Source organism: Micromonospora sp. GCM10011542, assembly GCF_042650685.1.
GTDB lineage: Bacteria > Actinomycetota > Actinomycetes > Mycobacteriales > Micromonosporaceae > Micromonospora.
Genome location: NZ_JBHSBO010000062.1, coordinates 68,258 through 83,904, shown reverse-complemented (window position 1 = coordinate 83,904; position 15,647 = coordinate 68,258). Strand labels below are relative to the sequence as shown.

The window sequence follows — 15,647 nt, the reverse complement described above, 5'->3', positions numbered from 1 at the left end:
TGCCCTGCACACCGTGCGGAATCAGCTTGCCCGCGTCGGACTTGTCGGCCTGCACCACCGCGGCCGGCTTGGCATCCACAGGGGTGGCGGCGTGCGCGGCGACGGGCCCGGCGAACACACCACCGGCGAAGGCGAGACCAGCAACGGACAGCATGCTCTTACGGATGATCGTGTTCATGGGGGTAGCTCCTTCGGGGGTAGGAAACACCCACACACCAATTCGGGGGTAACAGCGTGTGGGGTCAGCACCTCGTCCGGCGCTTGCGTTCAGAGGGAGGAAGTCTTGGTGACCTGCGGGCCACGGGCCGAGGCCTCTCGTGGCGCCGGGTCTGTAACGACCGTCGGGCCGGGGTCATTCCGGGGGCCGGGCCCATCCGCGAGCACCCCTGGGAAGCGGGTGCTGGTGCGGTCGTTCGGGGTGGTGTAACGACCGAGCGGGGGCCGGCATTCCGGGGCCCGGGGGCCGGGGAAGCGGCCAGCCGTCGGGGGGCCGGCCGTGCTGCGATCGTCAGGGTATGTAACGACGGCCGGCCGGCCCCGATTCCGCCACGAGGATGCCACCGGTCACAGCCCAAAACGCCCACACCGGGCGGTGAGTGCGGGCCGGACCGGAAACCTGACCTCGCATACCGGACACACCGACCAAACGGGGCCGACCGCAAGACCCGGCGGTGATCCACTCGGCTTCCTGCAAGTCGGGGCATCCCCGCCACCCGGACACCCCGACATCAAGGAAACCGAGTCGATCATGGGGACCGGTCGCCAAGCGCCAACCGGTGCGCCGGGCGCAGTACCCATGCCTGGGCGATGCCGGCGCCCACGCGACGCACCTGCTGACCAGACGTAACGCCGACCACCGACCACCTTCGGTCACCGCACGGCACCCAGCACCGTAAGGGGTGGGGCCCGCCCTGCCCGGCGTAGGGATCAAGCCTGACCGCCCGGAGCCGGGCACGGCGGGCCCCACCCCGCCCCCGATGCGCCGGCCGGTCGATGCCCCGCCGGAAAGGGGTCGGGCGCTGCCGCATTCCCGTCGATGCCGGCGATACCTCGCCATCGGCCCAGCCGCGACAGGCGGACCGGAGGAGACATCGACCGGATCACCGGTGCTGCTCCGGCCGTCGGGGCCTTTCCGCAGCTCTCCCCGCCTTCGGGTGGACACGTGACGGCAACGAGGATTTCTCATTTTCACCGGATCGAGGCCCCAACGCACCTAGTGTTGGGCACACCGGTGCTAGTCACGGAGTTGGCCACCCGAACGACGTCCCACGCAGTCAGCGGACGAAAAGTGAGGGAAGACGCGTATGAAGGCTAAGACAGTTCTCTGCTCGGCGGCGCTCGGCGTGGGCCTCGGCACGCTCCTGCTGCCAGGCGCCGCACTGGCCGACACCACCGTGTCACCGGCCAGCACGCCGGTCGGCGGGACCGTCGTGCTCACCGCGACGACCTGCAACCCGAAGTCGGGCGACGCCATCTTCCGGGTCACCGGCCCCAACCGCGACCAGAACGTCCGGTCCACCACGGCCGCCGCCGGCGGCGGCCTGAGCGCCGAACTCTTCACCGCCGGGTTCACCCTGGGCACATACACGGTGACAGCCACCTGCGGCGACGGGAGTTCCGCCGGCAGCGCGACGTTCACCGTCACCGCGATCGGCGGCGCACCGGCCGGCGCCCCGGCCGGCGCCCCCGCTGGCGGCGCCCCCGCTGGCGGCGCCCCCGCCGGCGGTCCCCCGGTCGGCGGCGCACCGGCCGGCTCCGGCGGCAGCACCCGCGACAACGGGACGCTCGCCGCAGGCGGCACGCTGCTGGGCACGGCGGCGCTCGGAGCGGTCGTCCTGTTCCGCCGCCGACGCCCGGCGTCCATCGTCGCCTGACCGGCGGCTGCTCCATCCCTGAGGACGGGTGCCCGCACCGGTGACACCGGCGCGGGCACCCCGACTGACCATGTACGGAGGTGGGCTCGTGTGGCGGCGTACCGGACCGGCCGTGGTGGCCCTGCTCGCCGTGACCGGGCTGGGGCTGATCACCGCCGGCCTCACCACGACACCGGAGCTTCCGCCGCAGCCGCCGCCGGCCGCCGCGCCCACGCGCACAAGCGCGGCACCGGATCTGCCGCCGCTGCCCCGGGCCGCGCCCGTCGCGGTCCGGATCCCGGCCATCGGCGTCCGCGCCGAGGTGGTGCCGGTGGGCGTGGACGCCGCCGGGGTGCTGGAGGTGCCACCGCTGGACCGGCCCACGATCGCCGGCTGGTACCGGCACGGGGTGAGCCCGGGTGAGACCGGCAATGCCGTCCTCGTCGGACACGTCGACTCCCCCGCCGGCCCGGCGGTCTTCTTCGACCTCGGCCGGCTGCGACCCGGTCAGGAGATCCACGTCACCCGCGCCGATGCGCGGATCAGCACCTTCACTGTGGACGCCGTCAGCGCGTACCCGAAGGACCGCTTCCCCACCGACCTGGTCTACGGCGCGGCGGACGTCGCCGGCCTGCGGCTGATCACCTGCGGCGGCCGATTCGACGCGCGCAGCGGCAACTACGTCGACAACGTCGTGGTCTTCGCCACCCGCACGGCCTGACCCGAGCCGTGGCACGATCCCCTCCGGACGCCGTCAGTGGGGCGCGCGCCGACGGCGGAGGTGAGCGGTGGATCGGCGAACCGAACGGAACCCGGCTGGCCTGCGTGCCCTGGCCCGCCGGCTGCTCGGTCGCGAGGAGGACGCGCACTCCCCCGCACCGCGCCGGTCCAACCCGGACGCCGTGGTCGACTGCGCGGTGTACGTCAACGGCCGGCGCGAGCCGGGCCACCCGCACTACGCCGACGCGTACGCCCGCAGCCGGCGCGGTCGCAACACGTTCGTCTGGCTGGGGCTGCACGAGCCGGGCCCGGCGGTGCTGGCCGGCGTCGGCCGGACCTTCGGCCTGGACGAACTCATCGTCGAGCAGGCGCTCGCCGACGGGCACCGCCCCGCGGTGCAACGGCACGGGTCGGTGACCCTGCTGGTGCTGCGTACCGCCGGTTACGTGGAGCACGTCGAGCTGACCGACACCTCCGAGGTGATCGACACCGGGGACGTCATGGTGCTGCTGGGCGACCGGTTCGCGATCACGGTGCGCCACGGCGCGGCCGGGGCGCTGCGCAGCGTCCGCGCCGACATCGAGCGCCGCCCGACGCTGCTGGCCGAGGGCCCGTGGGCGGTGGCGTACGCGGTCTGCAGCCGGATGGTCGACCTCTACCTGGAGGTGGCCGGGCACGTGGAGCGGGACCTGGAGCGGGTGGAGGAGTTGGTGTTCGCCCGCGAGCGCTCCGCCGACATCCAGCACATCTACCAGCTCAAACGGGAGGTGGTGGAGTTCAAGCGGGCGGTACTGCCGTTGCAGGCGCCGCTGCGCACGCTGCTTGACCCGGGCACCGACGGGCCGCCACGCACCCTGCACCGCTGGTTCGCCGACGTGGACGGCAGGCTGAGCCGGGCGGTGGACCGGGTGGCCGCGTACGACGACCTGCTCACCTCGATCGTCCAGTCCCGGCTGGCGCAGCTCGCCGTAGAGCAGAACAACGACATGCGCAAGATCGCCGCCTGGGCCGCCATCGCCGCGACCCAGACCGGCATCGCCGGCATCTACGGCATGAATTTCGCCGACCTGCCGGGGCTCAACTGGCGCTACGGCTACGCGATGGCGCTGGCCCTGATGGCCGTCACCGCTCTCGTGCTGTACCGCCTCTTCCGCCGCTCCGGCTGGCTCTGAGGCACCTCGCCCGCCGCACCCCGATCGCGGTGCGGCTAACCTCGCTCGCGTGATGTGGCAGCGGTACGTGGCGATCGGTGACAGCACCACCGAGGGGCTCGACGATCCGGACGACAACGGCGGCTACCGGGGTTGGGCCGACCGGTTCGCCCTGGCGGTGGCCCGCGCCCAGGGTGGCCTGGAGTACGCGAACCTGGCCATCCGTGGCCGCACCACCGCCCGGATCCGCGCCGAGCAGCTGCAACCCGCCCTGGACCTCGCCCCCGACCTGGCCACCGTGGTCGCCGGCATGAACGACGTGCTGCGCCCGTCCTTCGACGCGGACGCCGTCGCCCGCGACGTCCGGGAGATGCAGCGGGCCCTGGTCGGGCAGGGCGCCACCGTGCTGACCTTCACCATGCCGGACCCGGTGCCGGTGATGCCGCTGGCCCGCCCGTTGCGCGGCCGGCTGCTGGCGCTCAACGCGGCCCTGCGGGAGGTCACCGAACGCACCGGGGCCACCCTCGTCGACTTCGGCGCATACCCGGTCGCCTCCGACCCTCGGCTGTGGAGCGACGACCGGCTGCACGCCAACAGCGCCGGGCACGAGCGGATCGCGGCGGCGCTGGCGTACACCGCGGGTCTGCCCGGCACCGACGACTCCTGGACCCGGCCGTTGCCGCCGGCGCCGCGACGGCGCCGCGGTGAGGTGCTCGGCGCCGAGCTGGCCTGGACCCGCCGGCACCTGCTGCCGTGGGTGGCCCGGCACCTGCGTGGCCGGTCGTCCGGCGACGACCGGGTCGCCAAGCGGCCGGTGCCGCTGCCGGTCGAGCTGGACTGATGCGGCAGGATGGGGTCGTGGGCAAGGCTGCGGGGCGACGGCGGGCCAGCGGGGACACGCGGGCCTGCCCGTGCGGCTCCGGCCGGGCGTACGCCGACTGCTGCGCCCCGCTGCACGGCGGCGCGGCGCAGGCCCCGACCGCCGAGGCGTTGATGCGCTCCCGGTTCAGCGCCTTCGCCGTCGGCGACGCCGGTTACCTGCTGCGCAGCTGGCACTCCTCCACCCGCCCGGCGCGCCTCGACCTCGACCCGGGGCAGCGGTGGACCCGGCTGGAGATCGCCGACACCGAGCGGGGTGGCCTGCTCGACAGCACCGGCACCGTGACGTTCCACGCGCACTACCGCGACGCCGGCCGGCCGGGCACGCAGAGCGAGCGCAGCCGGTTCGTCCGGGAGGACGGCCGCTGGGTCTACCTCGACGGCGAGCGACCCTGACGCGGGCTCCCCGAGGAGCACTGCCGGGCGTAGGATGGCTTCGGCGTAGTCCTGCGCCACACCTCCCTCCCGGTGCCCACGCCACCGGCCTCGCGGAGGCAAAGGGGGCCTGAGCCCTCGGGAAATGTGCCACATGCCCCACTCCGGCGGGGTCGACGGGAGCGTGGGTTCCTGCGACCGTGCCGTTGACCGGGAGCATGCGATGACCAACCAGAGATCGTTCAAGGCCCGGGTCCGGGCCCGGATGGGCAAGACCGGCGAGAGCTACACCACGGCGCGTCGGCACCTGCTGGCCCGCGCCACGAGCGAAACCACCGCACCGCCGGCCCAGGCCGCTACCACCGTGGCGTCCACCGGCGCCGCCGAGCAGACCGAGCGGATCGCCGACGAGTTGCTGCGGGCGCGTACCGGCCGCGGGTGGGCCGACTGGTTCGCCCTGCTCGACGCGTGGGACGCCACCTCCCGCACGCACACCGAGATCGCCCGGTGGCTGGCCGGCGAGCACTCCGTGCCGGGGTGGTGGGCACAGACCATCACCGTCGGGTACGAGCAGGCCCGCGGCCTGCGGGCGCCCGGCCAGCGGCGCGACGGCGGCTACTCGGCCAGCGGCAGCCGGACGGTGGCGGTGCCGGCGCCGCGGCTGTTCGAGGCGTTCGCCGACGAGGCGATCCGCGCGCGCTGGCTGCCGGACGCCCAGGTGCGGCTGCGGACGGCCACCGCGCCGCGCAGCTACCGCGCTGACTGGGCCGGTGGACCCAGCCGGATCGTGGTCGGGTTCGACGCGGTCGGCGAGTCGAAGTCCCGCGTCAGCGTGCTGCACGAGAAGCTGGGCGGGGCGGAGCAGGCGGCCGAGTTGAAGGCGTACTGGCGGGAACGGTTGGCCGCGCTGAAGGCGTTCCTCGAGACGGACGGAGACTCCCGGTGAACCCCACGACGTTCATCAACCTGCCGGTGCGCGACCTGCTCACGGCCGCGGAGTTCTACCGGGCACTCGGCTTCACCACCGACCAGCAGGACCTCGGCGCCGGCACGCTGCTGCTCACCGTCAACGACAGCACCCGGCTGATGCTGCACGTCCGGTCGGCCTTCGAGGCGTACACCGGGGTGGCGGTGACCGACACCGCGACCAGCCGCGAGGTCATCGTCGGCCTGGCCGCCGACACCCGGGAACGGGTCGACGACCTGGTCGACCGCGCGGTGGTGGCCGGCGGCGAGGCGCTCGGCCCGGGGATGGAGACCGGTCCGCTCTACATGCGCGGCTTCCGGGACCTCGACGGCCACCAGTGGTCGTTCCTGCACCTGGGCGGCTGACCCGGGCCCTCGGCGGCGGTCGGTCCGACCGCCGCCGAGGCCGCCGCCGTCAGCGCGGGCGGACGGCCGAGCGTCGACGACCGGCCAGCAGCACCAGGGCGAGGATCAGGTACGGCACGGCCGCCACCGCGAACGCCACCGCGTTGCCGGCCGCCGTGGCGACCAGCCCGTACCCGAGGTAGCCGAGGATGATCGTCACGTCGGTGGCCATGCCGGCCAGCGAGGTGACCGTGGCGCGACTGGTTCCGCTGATCCGCGCCTGGAGCCGGGCGTCGGCCAGCACCGTCGCCAGTTGCGCGGCGCCGAACGCCACCGCGAGCACGACGAACCCGACCGGGTGCCCGGCCAGGGCACCGGCGGCCAGCCCGACGGCGACCAGCCCGAGCAGTCCGGCGTACCCCCGGCCGCCCAGCCGCTCCCCTGCCGGGGCGAGCAGCCCTCCGACGGTCACCGCGGCACTGAGCAGCAGGAGCAGCAGCGGCACGGCCGCCGCGCCGACGCCGGTGTCCCGGGCCAGCAGCGGGGTGTACTCATCCAGGGCACCCCAGTCGGCGGCCACCAACGCCACCAGCAGCACGGCGGCGCGGACCGGGCGGCTGATGCGCACCTGCGCCACCCCGGCCCGCAGGTTGCCCCACCAGCCGAGCTCCGCCTCGTCGTCGACGGGTGGCGGCGCACCGTCCCGGAGCGCCGGGGCCGCGCGGTGCTCCGGGAAGCGGGCGGCCACCGCCGCGGCGAGCAGGCAGGCGAGCACGCTGGCCGCGCCCACCGCCGGGTAGCCGCCAGCGGCGAGCACCGGACCGGCCGCCGCGCCGGCGACCAGCACACCCAGTACGCCGGCCGTCTTCGCCCGGCCGAGCAGCCGGGCGTACCGGCCGGCCGCGCCGACGCGGTCCAGTTCGGTCCAGACCAGCGCCTCCAGCGCGCCGGAGACGAGCGCCCCGCCGGCGCCCCAGAGCAGGAACCCGACCGCGAACGCCGGGTACGAGGGCAGCAGCACCCAGAGCGCGTACCCGGCGGCGGTCACCAGCGGCGCGAGGCGCAGCAGCAGACGTCGGGACACCGCGTCGGCCCAGGCGCCCGAGGGCACCTCGAGCAGGATGCCCCCGACCGACCAGATGACGAAGAGCGAGGAGATCTGCCCGACCGACAGGCCGGTGTCGGCGAAGAGCAGCGCGTACACCGGGTAGAGCAGGACGAGGTCGCTGAGGAACGCGTACCCGTAGAGGGTGGTCGCCAGCCGGCGGACCCCCTGGTCGGACGCGCGTGGGGCGATCTGGGTCATGGGGCCTTCCCGTGTGGGTCGAAACGGACACCGGACGTGCGGTGCCCGCGGCGGCCCACGGGAGCGGCCTACGGCGCTGGATCAATGTCGCCAGGTCATGCCGCGATGTTAGACCCGCCGATGGTCGGCGGCCAGCGCTTTGGACGCGGCCGTACGGCGGACGCCAACGGGGCGGGATCCGTACGGATCCCGCCCCGCTGAACGCGCGGTACGTCAGCGCCGGTCGCCCGGCGGGATGACGGTGGTGGTGTCCTCGCTGTCGTCGCCGGTGCGCTGGCTCGGCGCCGGGGTGGCGCGCGGGATCGCCCGGGTGGTCGCGTCCGGGTCGGTACGGGTCGTCACCGCCTGCGTGACGTCCGCGCCGCTGCTGACCACCTGGGTGGTGTCCGAGTCGGCGGGCCGGGTCACGACCTGGGTGGCCTCCGGATCGGAGGACGGGGTGACCACCTGCGTCGTGTCGTCGGTGGACCGGGGCACCACCTGCGTCGCCTCCGAGTCGGACGATCCGCCGGGCACCCGGGTGGTGTCCGGGTCCAGCGGCCGGAACACCACCTGGGTGGCGTCCGGGTCGCCGCCGGCCGTCGACGGGCGGGCCATCTGGGCCTCGGCGTCGCGACGGCCGGCCCGGTAGGCGCGGGCGTGCGTGGCGATCACCTGCGACTCCTGCTCGGCGCGGGTCAGCCAGGACTCCCAGCGGCTCTGCATCGGGCGGATCAGGCCGCCACCGACCCCGACGACGAAGATGCCGCCGATCGTGGCCAGTACGGCGATGAGCACCGGCGTGGTCACCGCGGTGGCGACCCCGATCTGGGTCAGCGCGGCGATGACGCCGAGGCCGAGGATGAACACCGAGGCGGTGGTGGCCAGCACCCGGCCGTACGACAGGCCACCCAGGGCGCCGCCGATGATGTCCTTCACGGCGTTGGCGATGGCCGCCGCGACCACCACGATCACGATTGCCACGAACGCCCGGGGCAGCCAGGCGATCACTCCGGCGATCAGGTCGGAGACCGGGTTCGGGCCCCAGATGCCGAAGGCGATCTGGAGGGTGACCAGCAGCAGGCCGTAGTAGGCGAGCTTGGCGACGATGTCGCTGGCGTCGTACCGGGAACGGCTCAGCGCCCGGCGGATGCCGCCGCGCTCGACGGCGCGGTCGAAGCCCACCCGCTCCAGGATCTTGTCCACGATCTTTCGCACGGCCTTGGCGATGAGCCAACCCGCCACCAGGATCGCCACGAAGGCGACCGCCTTGGGCAGGAAGAGCATCACCGAGCGCAGGGCGTCGCCCACCGCGTCGCTGACATTGTCTTTCATCGGGTTTTCCTCCACGCGAGGCAGCCGGGACGGTCGGCTCCCGACCTACCCCCGGCGCCGCGTGCGGAAACGCCGCCGCTCAGCCCTGCGGCGCCTCCCGGTCGCGGTCAACCGGCTCGGCGGCGGCCGCCACGGCCTCGGCCACCGGCCCCAGGTCGGGTGCCTCGGTCGCGGCCGGTGCCCCCGGCGCGGGGGCACGGCCGGCCATCTGGTCGAAGAAGCGCAACAGCTCCACCGGGAACGGCATGACCAGAGTGCTGTTCTTCTCCGCCGCCACGTCCACCACGGTCTGCAACAGCCGCAGCTGGTACGCGCCGGGCGTGGCCGCCATCGCCCGGGAGGCGTCGGCGAGCCGGCGGGACGCCTGGAACTCGCCGTCCGCGGCGATCACCCGGGCCCGGCGTTCCCGTTCCGCCTCGGCCTGGCGGGACATCGACCGCTTCATCCCCTCCGGCAGCGAGACGTCCTTGACCTCCACCCGCTCGATCAGCAGGCCCCACGGCTTCTCGGTGGGCGCGTCGATCACCGACTTCAGCTCGGCGTTGACCCGCTCCCGGTCGCCCAGCACGGTGTCCAGGTCGGCGCGGCCGATCACCGAGCGCAGCGCGGTCTGCGCCACCTGGAGCACGGCGGAGGGGTAGTCGTGCACGTTCACCAGCGCCTTCACCGGGTCGACGACCCGGTAGTAGACAACCGCGTCCACGGTGAGCGTGACGTTGTCCCGGGTGATCGCGCCCTGCGGCGGTACGCCGATCACGGTGGTCTGCATGCTAACCCGCACCATCCGGTCCGCGACCGGGATGATCAGTTGCAGGCCGGGTTGGCGAACCCCCTCCAGCACCCGGCCGAACCGGAACACGATGCCCCGCTGGTACTGCTGCACCAGCCGGACGCTCAGCGTCAACACCAGCAGCACGACCACGATCACGATGACCAGGCCGAGGACGATGGCGGCTCCCATGACATCCCGCTCCCCCGGAGGCGCCCGCCTCCCGCCGGCGCCGGGTACCCGTTGCGTCGGCGACCATGCCACCGAGCCGGTCACCCATCGGCCGAGTGCCGGCGGGCACATTCCGCGAAGATGGGCGGTACGCGTGGCGGGCTACCGGCGCCACGGCGTCCACCGGCGCCGCTCACCGGCGTCGTCGAGCGGCAGGACGACATCGACCACGGTGCCGGCGCCGGGGGCGCTGGTGATCGTGAGCGTGCCCCCTACCTCCCGGACCGCCTCACCGAGCAGCCGCAATCCGAGGTGGTCCGGCTGAGGGGGATCACCCGGGTCGAAACCGACACCGTCGTCGGCGATGGTCAACCGGACCTGAGCATCGACGGCCTCGACGGCAACGTCGATCCGGTCGGCTTCGGCGTGCTTGTCGATGTTGCGGAATGCCTCGCGGGCGCTGCGGTAGAGCAGTTGACGGACGCGGACCGGCAGCTCGTTCGTCTCGGCGACGCGCACATGACAGACCTTTCCCGTCGTGCGCAACGGTGCCGCCAGCTCGTCCAGAGCGGCCGGAAGCCCGGTCACGGACAGGTCCGGCGGCTGGATGTCGACCATGGCCCGCCGCAGCGCCCGCACATCCCGCTGGACGGTGGCGGCGAGCCGACGCACGTTTGCGCGCAGGGGCTCCAACGCGCCGGACAGGTGCAGCTCCACCGCCCCCAGCGAGTAGCCCACCCCGGCCAGGTCCTGGATGACCTCGTCGTGCAGGTCGCGGGCGATCCGTCGCCGTTCGAGGTCGGAGGCGGCGATGGCGTGTTCCAGCAGGCGCCCCCGTTCGCGGTGGGCGTCGTCCAAGCGGCGGGCCAGCACCAGGGCGAGCGGAAGCTGGAGCAACTGCAGGGCGACAATCGTCAGCAGCGCCAGCGGTGCGAGCCCCCGGCCGATGTACCGCGCGTCGGCCTCCAGCCGGTCCGCCGGAAAGTACGCCTCGAACAGCACGGGTTCCCCGTCGGTGCCCCGCAGGCTCAGGTAGACCTCGACGAGCCGATCGGTCTGCCGTTCGTACTCGTGCTCCGCGCGGTCCAGATCGCTGATCTCCGCCGACACCCGGTCGGTGCCGGCGAGCGCACGGTCATCCGCGGAGAGCTCATAACGGCGTCCGATCAGCTCGGACTGGTCGGAGTAGAGCACCCGTCCGTCGAAGCTCCACACCTTGACCCGGATCACCGAGCCGTCCCGCATCCGGGGTCGCACCGCCTCGTCTAGCGCGCGCAGCGCCGCCGGATCGCCGGTCCGCAGGCTCGACGTGCAGTGGGGAGCGATCAGCCACTCGGCCATGCCACGCGCGCTGCGCTCGGCGAAGTGCACCGCCTGTTCCCGCGCCAGATGGACGCTCGCCAGAGACACCGCGACGGCGACCGCGATGATGGCGAGCGCGTTGAGGCAGAGGAAGTAGCGGACCGCCCGACGCAGTTCGGGCCGCGGCGTGGATCGGCGCTCCGCGCGGCGCACGGTCAGGACACCGCGGACAGGGCCGGTCGGGTGGGGGTTTCGGCCAGCTCCGTCGCCTCCGTCAGCAACTGCACCAGTCGGTGTGCCGAGGTGCCGGCGCCCTCGCCGACCGCCCGCAGGTCACCCACCATCGCGAGTTCGCGTGCCACGGCCCGGATGGCGGCCACGGTCCCGTCCACGCAACCGGCGGGCGCGTCCTGCCGGAGCAGCTCGAGGAAGAGGTGCCGCAGCTCCGCTGACGGCTCCACACCGAGCTCCTGGCCCAGCAACCGCCGGCACTCGTCGTACGCGCGGAGCGCCGCGGTTCGGTCGCCGTCGGCCCGGTGGGCCGCCACCCGCAGGTGCCAGCCGCGCTCCACCAGGGGGTCCCACAGCAGGGCCCGCCCGGCGAACTCCAGCGCGGCAGGGGCATCGCCGACAGCGAGGGCGTGACTCGCGGCGCCGAGCAACGCGTCGACGACCCTCTTGCGGTATCGCTCACGGGCGTCCACGGCCCAGGTGGCCCACGGTTCGTCGGCCAGCAACGGCTCATTGGCCAAGGTCAAGGCGTCTCGCAGCAGAGGCAGGGCCTCGGCAGGACCGCGCCCGGCGGCGGCGGCGAGCAGGGCGTCGAAGCGGGCCACGTCGACGCTGACCCGGCCATCGTCGAGGCGGTACCCGCCGCTGCGGGTGAGGATCACCGAACGACGCGGCGAACCCTGCGGTTCGAGACGGCGCCGCAGCACGGAGACGTAACTCTCCAGGGTGGCCACGTGGTTCGCCGGAGGACGGCCCTGCCAGAGCAGCTCTGCCAGCTCGTCCTTGTGCAGGACGCTCCGCAGGGCGAGCAGCGCCAGGATCTGGCGGGGCTTCACACCCCCGAAGTCACGGCCCGACAGCACAGCTCGGCCGGCCCGCACCCGGACCGAGCCGAACAACTGGATCTCGTCCATCAACCCTCCCCCCACCCCGTGGCCCTTCCCACCATGACTGTGCAGGTCGGCGACTACCCGGCGGTAGCCACTTACGTCGCCAGTGGACCCCCGAATCTGCGGGGGGTGTCGTGACGGCTCGGCGCCGGCCGGCCATCGCTCAGCCGGCATCTCACGCCGGTCGGGCTCGCCTGCGAGACCGACCGGCGTCGGCGGTGCCGGATGGGAGACGACGCTGGCTCCCGGACATCATCCAGCCGTCACCGTCCGGTCGAGAAGGGCAGGCCGTTAGGACGGACCGACAACGTCATGTCAATTTCTAGACTGCAGGCGTGGAGGAACACGGGGCGGTGCGCAGCGGGGGGGAGGCCGGGATGTCGCCCGTCGGGTCGTCGGGGCCCGAATCCGACCCGGCGATCCGGGTGCTGGTGGTCGACGACCACCAGACCTTCGCGGACCTGCTCGCCCTGGCGCTCGACGGGCAGCCCGCCCTGACCTGTGTCGGCCGCGCCAGGACCGCCGAGGACGCGCTGCGTCTGGTTGACGAGCTCCGACCGGACGTCGTGCTCATGGACGTCGGGCTGCCCGATCTCGACGGCATCTCGGCCACCGAGCGCATCCACCGGCGGCATCCGGACGTGCGGGTGGTGGTGCTCACCGCGCGTACCGAGCCCGCGCTGCTGGGTCAGGCGATGGCGGCCGGCGCCGTCGGCTTCCTGGCCAAGGACGGCGCGCTCAATGACGTGCTGCACGCGCTGCGGGCCGCGCACCACGGCACGACGACCGTCTCCGCCCACCTGCTCGCCGGCCTGCTCGCCACCGCGCCGGCCCCGGCTCCGGAGGCCGCCGCACCGGGAGGGCTGACCGGCCGGGAGTACGAGGTGCTGCGGCTGATGAGCCAGGGTCGCGACGTACGGGCCATCGCCCGGGCACTGGGCATGACCCCGCACACCTGCCGGGGCCACGTGAAGCGGCTGCTGTCCAAACTGGACGCGCACAGTCAACTCGAGGCGGTGGCCATCGCGACCCGCCGCGGAATGCTGCCTCCATCCGGGTCCGCCTGACCCTGGGCCGCCCGCTAGGACCCCGCCGACCAGGACCCTGAACGCGTGGTGGATTCTGCGCTCCACGTGGCAGGGCCCGGGCCGGCGGGGCTGGTTCGGCCAAGCGGCGCCTATCCTGCCGTCACGGCGTAGTTGAGCACTCGGGAGCCGGCCTCGCTGACCGCGTCGATGCGCAGGTTCGCGGCGTTGCCGGTCACTCCGGCGGGAAGCGCTCCGCGGTACTGCCAGTCCCCGAACTGGTCGACGGGGACCGGGCCGAGGGTCCCCGACGCGCTGGTCGCCGTGTTGCGGACCGTCAGCGTGACCTTGTTGGTGCCGGTAGTCACGCTCGAGGTGCCCCGCACCCTCAGGTCGGGCGCACCGTACGCGGCCGAGACGATGGCCAGGTTGTCCACGACCTGGAAGACCTGCACGGTGACGTAGTGCGTCGTGCCGTCACCACCGCTGACGACCAGCCGGAAGTTCAGCGGCACGTTCGGGTCGGGCAGCCGCGGCATGGTGAACGTTGCCTTCGCCGAGAGCGAGTTGGCGAGGGTCACTGTCGGGTTGCTTCCCATCTGAACCTGCACCCACCGGTAGCGCACCACGTTGAGGCTGCCGGAACCGTCGAGGGTGACGGTGCTGCCGATCTGCCCGTCGAGGCGGCCGACCGCGACCGCCAGCGGGGCGGCGGGGGCGTCCACCGCCACCTGGAACCGGACCGTGGCGTTCAACCCCGTCTGGTCGGCGACCTTGAGTGCGAGGTGGACCGTGCCGGGATTGAGCGGCGCGAGGAAGCTCGTCACGGGCTCGGACGGTGCGGCGATGACGACCCGGTCCTGGCCGAGACCGGTGCGGAACGGCGTGCCGTCGGCGTTGACCTGGGACCAGGCGTAGGTGAGCGCGCCCATTCCGATCGACCTGGTGGCGTCGAGTCCCACCGAGGCGCGCGGCTGCACGTTGGTCGGGTGGATCGGCGCCGCGGTGGGCGGGAGGATCGGCGTCGGGACGACCGTCGCCTTCACCGGTGCCTCGATCGAGCCGCCCTTGTCGGAGCGTACGGTGACCTTCAGCGGTGGGGCCTTCAGGTCGAGGATGCGGGCCAGCCCGGTGGAGTCGACGGCGGCCGTGGTGCCGGCGGGGCCGTGGACGGTGAGCTTGGCCACGGGGTCGGTGCTGCCCGCGCGTACGGAGAGGACCGGCCGTCCGACCGCGTTGAGCATCCAGGTCGCTGCGGTGACGGTCACCCCGTCGACGACCTTGACGGTACGGGTGGCGACCGGAGTGTCGCTGAGGTTGCGGATGGTCAGCGTGGCCGGTGGGGCCTGCCCGGCGTAGGACACGTTGGCGACGTAACGGCCGTGGCTGCCGTACATCTGCCGGCGGGCCACGTGCCCCGGGTCGCCGAGGGCTCCGTTCTCCACCACGATGGCCTCGCCGTCGTCGGAGGTGGCGTGGACGAGGATGGTTCCGCCGTCGGTGCCGTCGGTGTTGCGGGTGTAGATCGCCGACTCCGGCGCCACGTCGGCGTTGACCGCCTTCCTGCCCATGATCGACCACTGGGCCTGCTGGACGCAGTCGGTGGCCGCGACCCCGACCGGCAGGGGGTCGCACAGCGCGTTCGACGGCGCGCCGGCCGCCACGTTCGGCCCGATGAGCTGGAAATAGTTGGTGTTGTAGGGGCTGCCGGTGAACGTGTGCTCGACGTTCGGGTCACCGATGTACCCCTCCGGTGGGGCCGGGTTGCGGGTGTCCCAGCGCAGGAAAGGCCCGAGCCGGCTGTTCAGCGCGCCGCTGAAGTTGTTGGTTCCGACGCCGATGTCCTCGGTGAAGTTGATCTCCTCCTCGATGTTGCTGAACACCTCCTCGCCGTACGGGTGGATGACGCGGTACGTCTGCCCGCTCTGCAGCCCGTCGACCCGGATACGGATCCGGCCGAACGTGATCTGGTCGCCCGCCCGGACCGGCCCCGTCGAGAACGCGCCCTCCAGGGCCGCCTCGACGGTCGCGGTTATGCCACCGCTCTCCAGCTCTCCCACGCCGGCGCTGTAGAAGAACTCGTCCGGGAAGTGGTCGGGCATGGACGGTGTGCCGCTGAAGCCGTTGGCCAGCAGCGTGCACAGGTCGGCGGGGGCGGTGTCCAGACACGGTTCCAGGCGCAGGCCGGTCTTGTCCGAGTACCAGGCGGGGAAGCCGTGCTCCGCGATCGGACCCATCGCCTGCAGGCCGGCGTTCTCCGGCACCGCCGCGCTGGCCGGCACGGTGAGCAGGGCGGCTGCGGTGAGTGCGGCTACCGCGGCCCCCAGTGCCTTGCGTCGTCGATTCATCG

Annotated in this window: 14 protein-coding genes; 8 read left to right on the top strand and 6 right to left on the bottom strand. The window is 73.3% G+C overall.

Going from position 1 to position 15,647, the window contains the following annotated elements; all coding sequences use genetic code 11:
• Positions 1 to 1,304: 1,304 nt before the first annotated feature.
• The 7 genes from ACFOW4_RS27080 (at position 1,305) to ACFOW4_RS27050 (ending at position 6,310) form a co-directional block, all read left to right on the top strand.
• Entirely contained in the window at positions 1,305 to 1,874 is a 570-nt protein-coding gene (locus ACFOW4_RS27080) for a hypothetical protein (RefSeq protein ID WP_377532885.1), read from the top strand.
• A gap of 70 nt (positions 1,875 to 1,944) precedes the next feature.
• A complete protein-coding gene (locus tag ACFOW4_RS27075; RefSeq protein WP_377532892.1) occupies positions 1,945 to 2,574 on the top strand; it encodes a class F sortase in 630 nt (209 codons plus the stop codon).
• Positions 2,575 to 2,641: 67 nt separating this feature from the next.
• A complete protein-coding gene (locus tag ACFOW4_RS27070; protein WP_377532883.1) occupies positions 2,642 to 3,745 on the top strand; it encodes a magnesium and cobalt transport protein CorA in 1,104 nt (367 codons plus the stop codon).
• Positions 3,746 to 3,797: 52 nt separating this feature from the next.
• Positions 3,798 to 4,565 (top strand): SGNH/GDSL hydrolase family protein, encoded by a 768-nt coding sequence (locus ACFOW4_RS27065; protein WP_377532890.1) that lies wholly within the window; start codon positions 3,798 to 3,800, stop codon positions 4,563 to 4,565.
• A complete protein-coding gene (locus ACFOW4_RS27060; protein WP_377532881.1) occupies positions 4,565 to 4,999 on the top strand; it encodes a YchJ family protein in 435 nt (144 codons plus the stop codon). The genes ACFOW4_RS27065 and ACFOW4_RS27060 overlap by 1 nt, the downstream gene beginning before the upstream one ends.
• A 202-nt stretch (positions 5,000 to 5,201) precedes the next feature.
• On the top strand, positions 5,202 to 5,924 hold the full coding sequence (locus tag ACFOW4_RS27055; RefSeq protein ID WP_377532879.1) for a DUF4287 domain-containing protein: 723 nt from the start codon (positions 5,202 to 5,204) through the stop codon (positions 5,922 to 5,924).
• Complete coding sequence (locus ACFOW4_RS27050) at positions 5,921 to 6,310, top strand: VOC family protein (RefSeq protein ID WP_377532877.1); 390 nt, start codon at positions 5,921 to 5,923, stop codon at positions 6,308 to 6,310. Before ACFOW4_RS27055 ends, ACFOW4_RS27050 begins: the two co-directional genes overlap by 4 nt.
• 49 nt (positions 6,311 to 6,359) lie before the next feature.
• Here ACFOW4_RS27050 and ACFOW4_RS27045 read toward each other — a convergent pair whose 3' ends face one another.
• From ACFOW4_RS27045 to ACFOW4_RS27025, 5 genes are all read right to left on the bottom strand, one after another.
• Entirely contained in the window at positions 6,360 to 7,595 is a 1,236-nt protein-coding gene (locus ACFOW4_RS27045) for an MFS transporter (protein WP_377532875.1), read from the bottom strand.
• Between the two features lie 213 nt (positions 7,596 to 7,808).
• The gene (locus ACFOW4_RS27040) at positions 7,809 to 8,909 is read right to left on the bottom strand and encodes a hypothetical protein (RefSeq protein ID WP_377532873.1); all 1,101 of its coding nucleotides are present in this window, start codon (positions 8,907 to 8,909) and stop codon (positions 7,809 to 7,811) included.
• A 79-nt stretch (positions 8,910 to 8,988) separates the two neighbouring features.
• Positions 8,989 to 9,870, bottom strand: a complete 882-nt coding sequence (locus tag ACFOW4_RS27035; protein ID WP_377532871.1) for an SPFH domain-containing protein — start codon at positions 9,868 to 9,870, stop codon at positions 8,989 to 8,991.
• A 141-nt stretch (positions 9,871 to 10,011) separates the two neighbouring features.
• Positions 10,012 to 11,364: a sensor histidine kinase gene (locus ACFOW4_RS27030; protein ID WP_377532869.1), complete on the bottom strand. Its 1,353-nt coding sequence runs from the start codon at positions 11,362 to 11,364 to the stop codon at positions 10,012 to 10,014.
• Positions 11,365 to 11,366: 2 nt separating this feature from the next.
• Positions 11,367 to 12,296 carry a BTAD domain-containing putative transcriptional regulator gene (locus tag ACFOW4_RS27025; protein WP_377532867.1) on the bottom strand — a complete coding sequence of 310 codons (930 nt, stop codon included), beginning with the start codon at positions 12,294 to 12,296 and terminating at the stop codon, positions 11,367 to 11,369.
• A 311-nt stretch (positions 12,297 to 12,607) separates the two neighbouring features.
• Here ACFOW4_RS27025 and ACFOW4_RS27020 point away from each other — a divergent pair, with 311 nt between their 5' ends.
• The gene (locus ACFOW4_RS27020; RefSeq protein WP_377532865.1) at positions 12,608 to 13,339 is read left to right on the top strand and encodes a response regulator; all 732 of its coding nucleotides are present in this window, start codon (positions 12,608 to 12,610) and stop codon (positions 13,337 to 13,339) included.
• Positions 13,340 to 13,449: 110 nt separating this feature from the next.
• Here the strand turns inward: ACFOW4_RS27020 and ACFOW4_RS27015 are convergent, their stop codons facing one another.
• Positions 13,450 to 15,645 carry a hypothetical protein gene (locus ACFOW4_RS27015; protein WP_377532863.1) on the bottom strand — a complete coding sequence of 732 codons (2,196 nt, stop codon included), beginning with the start codon at positions 15,643 to 15,645 and terminating at the stop codon, positions 13,450 to 13,452.
• Between the last annotated feature and the right edge of the window lie 2 nt (positions 15,646 to 15,647).

Excerpts from the sequence above, each read along its gene's own strand:
- ACFOW4_RS27080 (WP_377532885.1), top strand. The coding sequence starts at position 1,305 with ATGAAGGCTAAGACAGTTCTCTGCTCGGCGGCGCTCGGCGTGGGCCTC.
- ACFOW4_RS27025 (WP_377532867.1), bottom strand. The coding sequence starts at position 12,296 with ATGGACGAGATCCAGTTGTTCGGCTCGGTCCGGGTGCGGGCCGGCCGA.
- ACFOW4_RS27045 (WP_377532875.1), bottom strand. The coding sequence starts at position 7,595 with ATGACCCAGATCGCCCCACGCGCGTCCGACCAGGGGGTCCGCCGGCTG.
- ACFOW4_RS27035 (WP_377532871.1), bottom strand. The coding sequence starts at position 9,870 with ATGGGAGCCGCCATCGTCCTCGGCCTGGTCATCGTGATCGTGGTCGTG.
- ACFOW4_RS27075 (WP_377532892.1), top strand. The coding sequence starts at position 1,945 with ATGTACGGAGGTGGGCTCGTGTGGCGGCGTACCGGACCGGCCGTGGTG.
- ACFOW4_RS27065 (WP_377532890.1), top strand. The coding sequence starts at position 3,798 with ATGTGGCAGCGGTACGTGGCGATCGGTGACAGCACCACCGAGGGGCTC.
- ACFOW4_RS27040 (WP_377532873.1), bottom strand. The coding sequence starts at position 8,909 with ATGAAAGACAATGTCAGCGACGCGGTGGGCGACGCCCTGCGCTCGGTG.
- ACFOW4_RS27055 (WP_377532879.1), top strand. The coding sequence starts at position 5,202 with ATGACCAACCAGAGATCGTTCAAGGCCCGGGTCCGGGCCCGGATGGGC.
- ACFOW4_RS27060 (WP_377532881.1), top strand. The coding sequence starts at position 4,565 with ATGCGGCAGGATGGGGTCGTGGGCAAGGCTGCGGGGCGACGGCGGGCC.
- ACFOW4_RS27015 (WP_377532863.1), bottom strand. The coding sequence starts at position 15,645 with ATGAATCGACGACGCAAGGCACTGGGGGCCGCGGTAGCCGCACTCACC.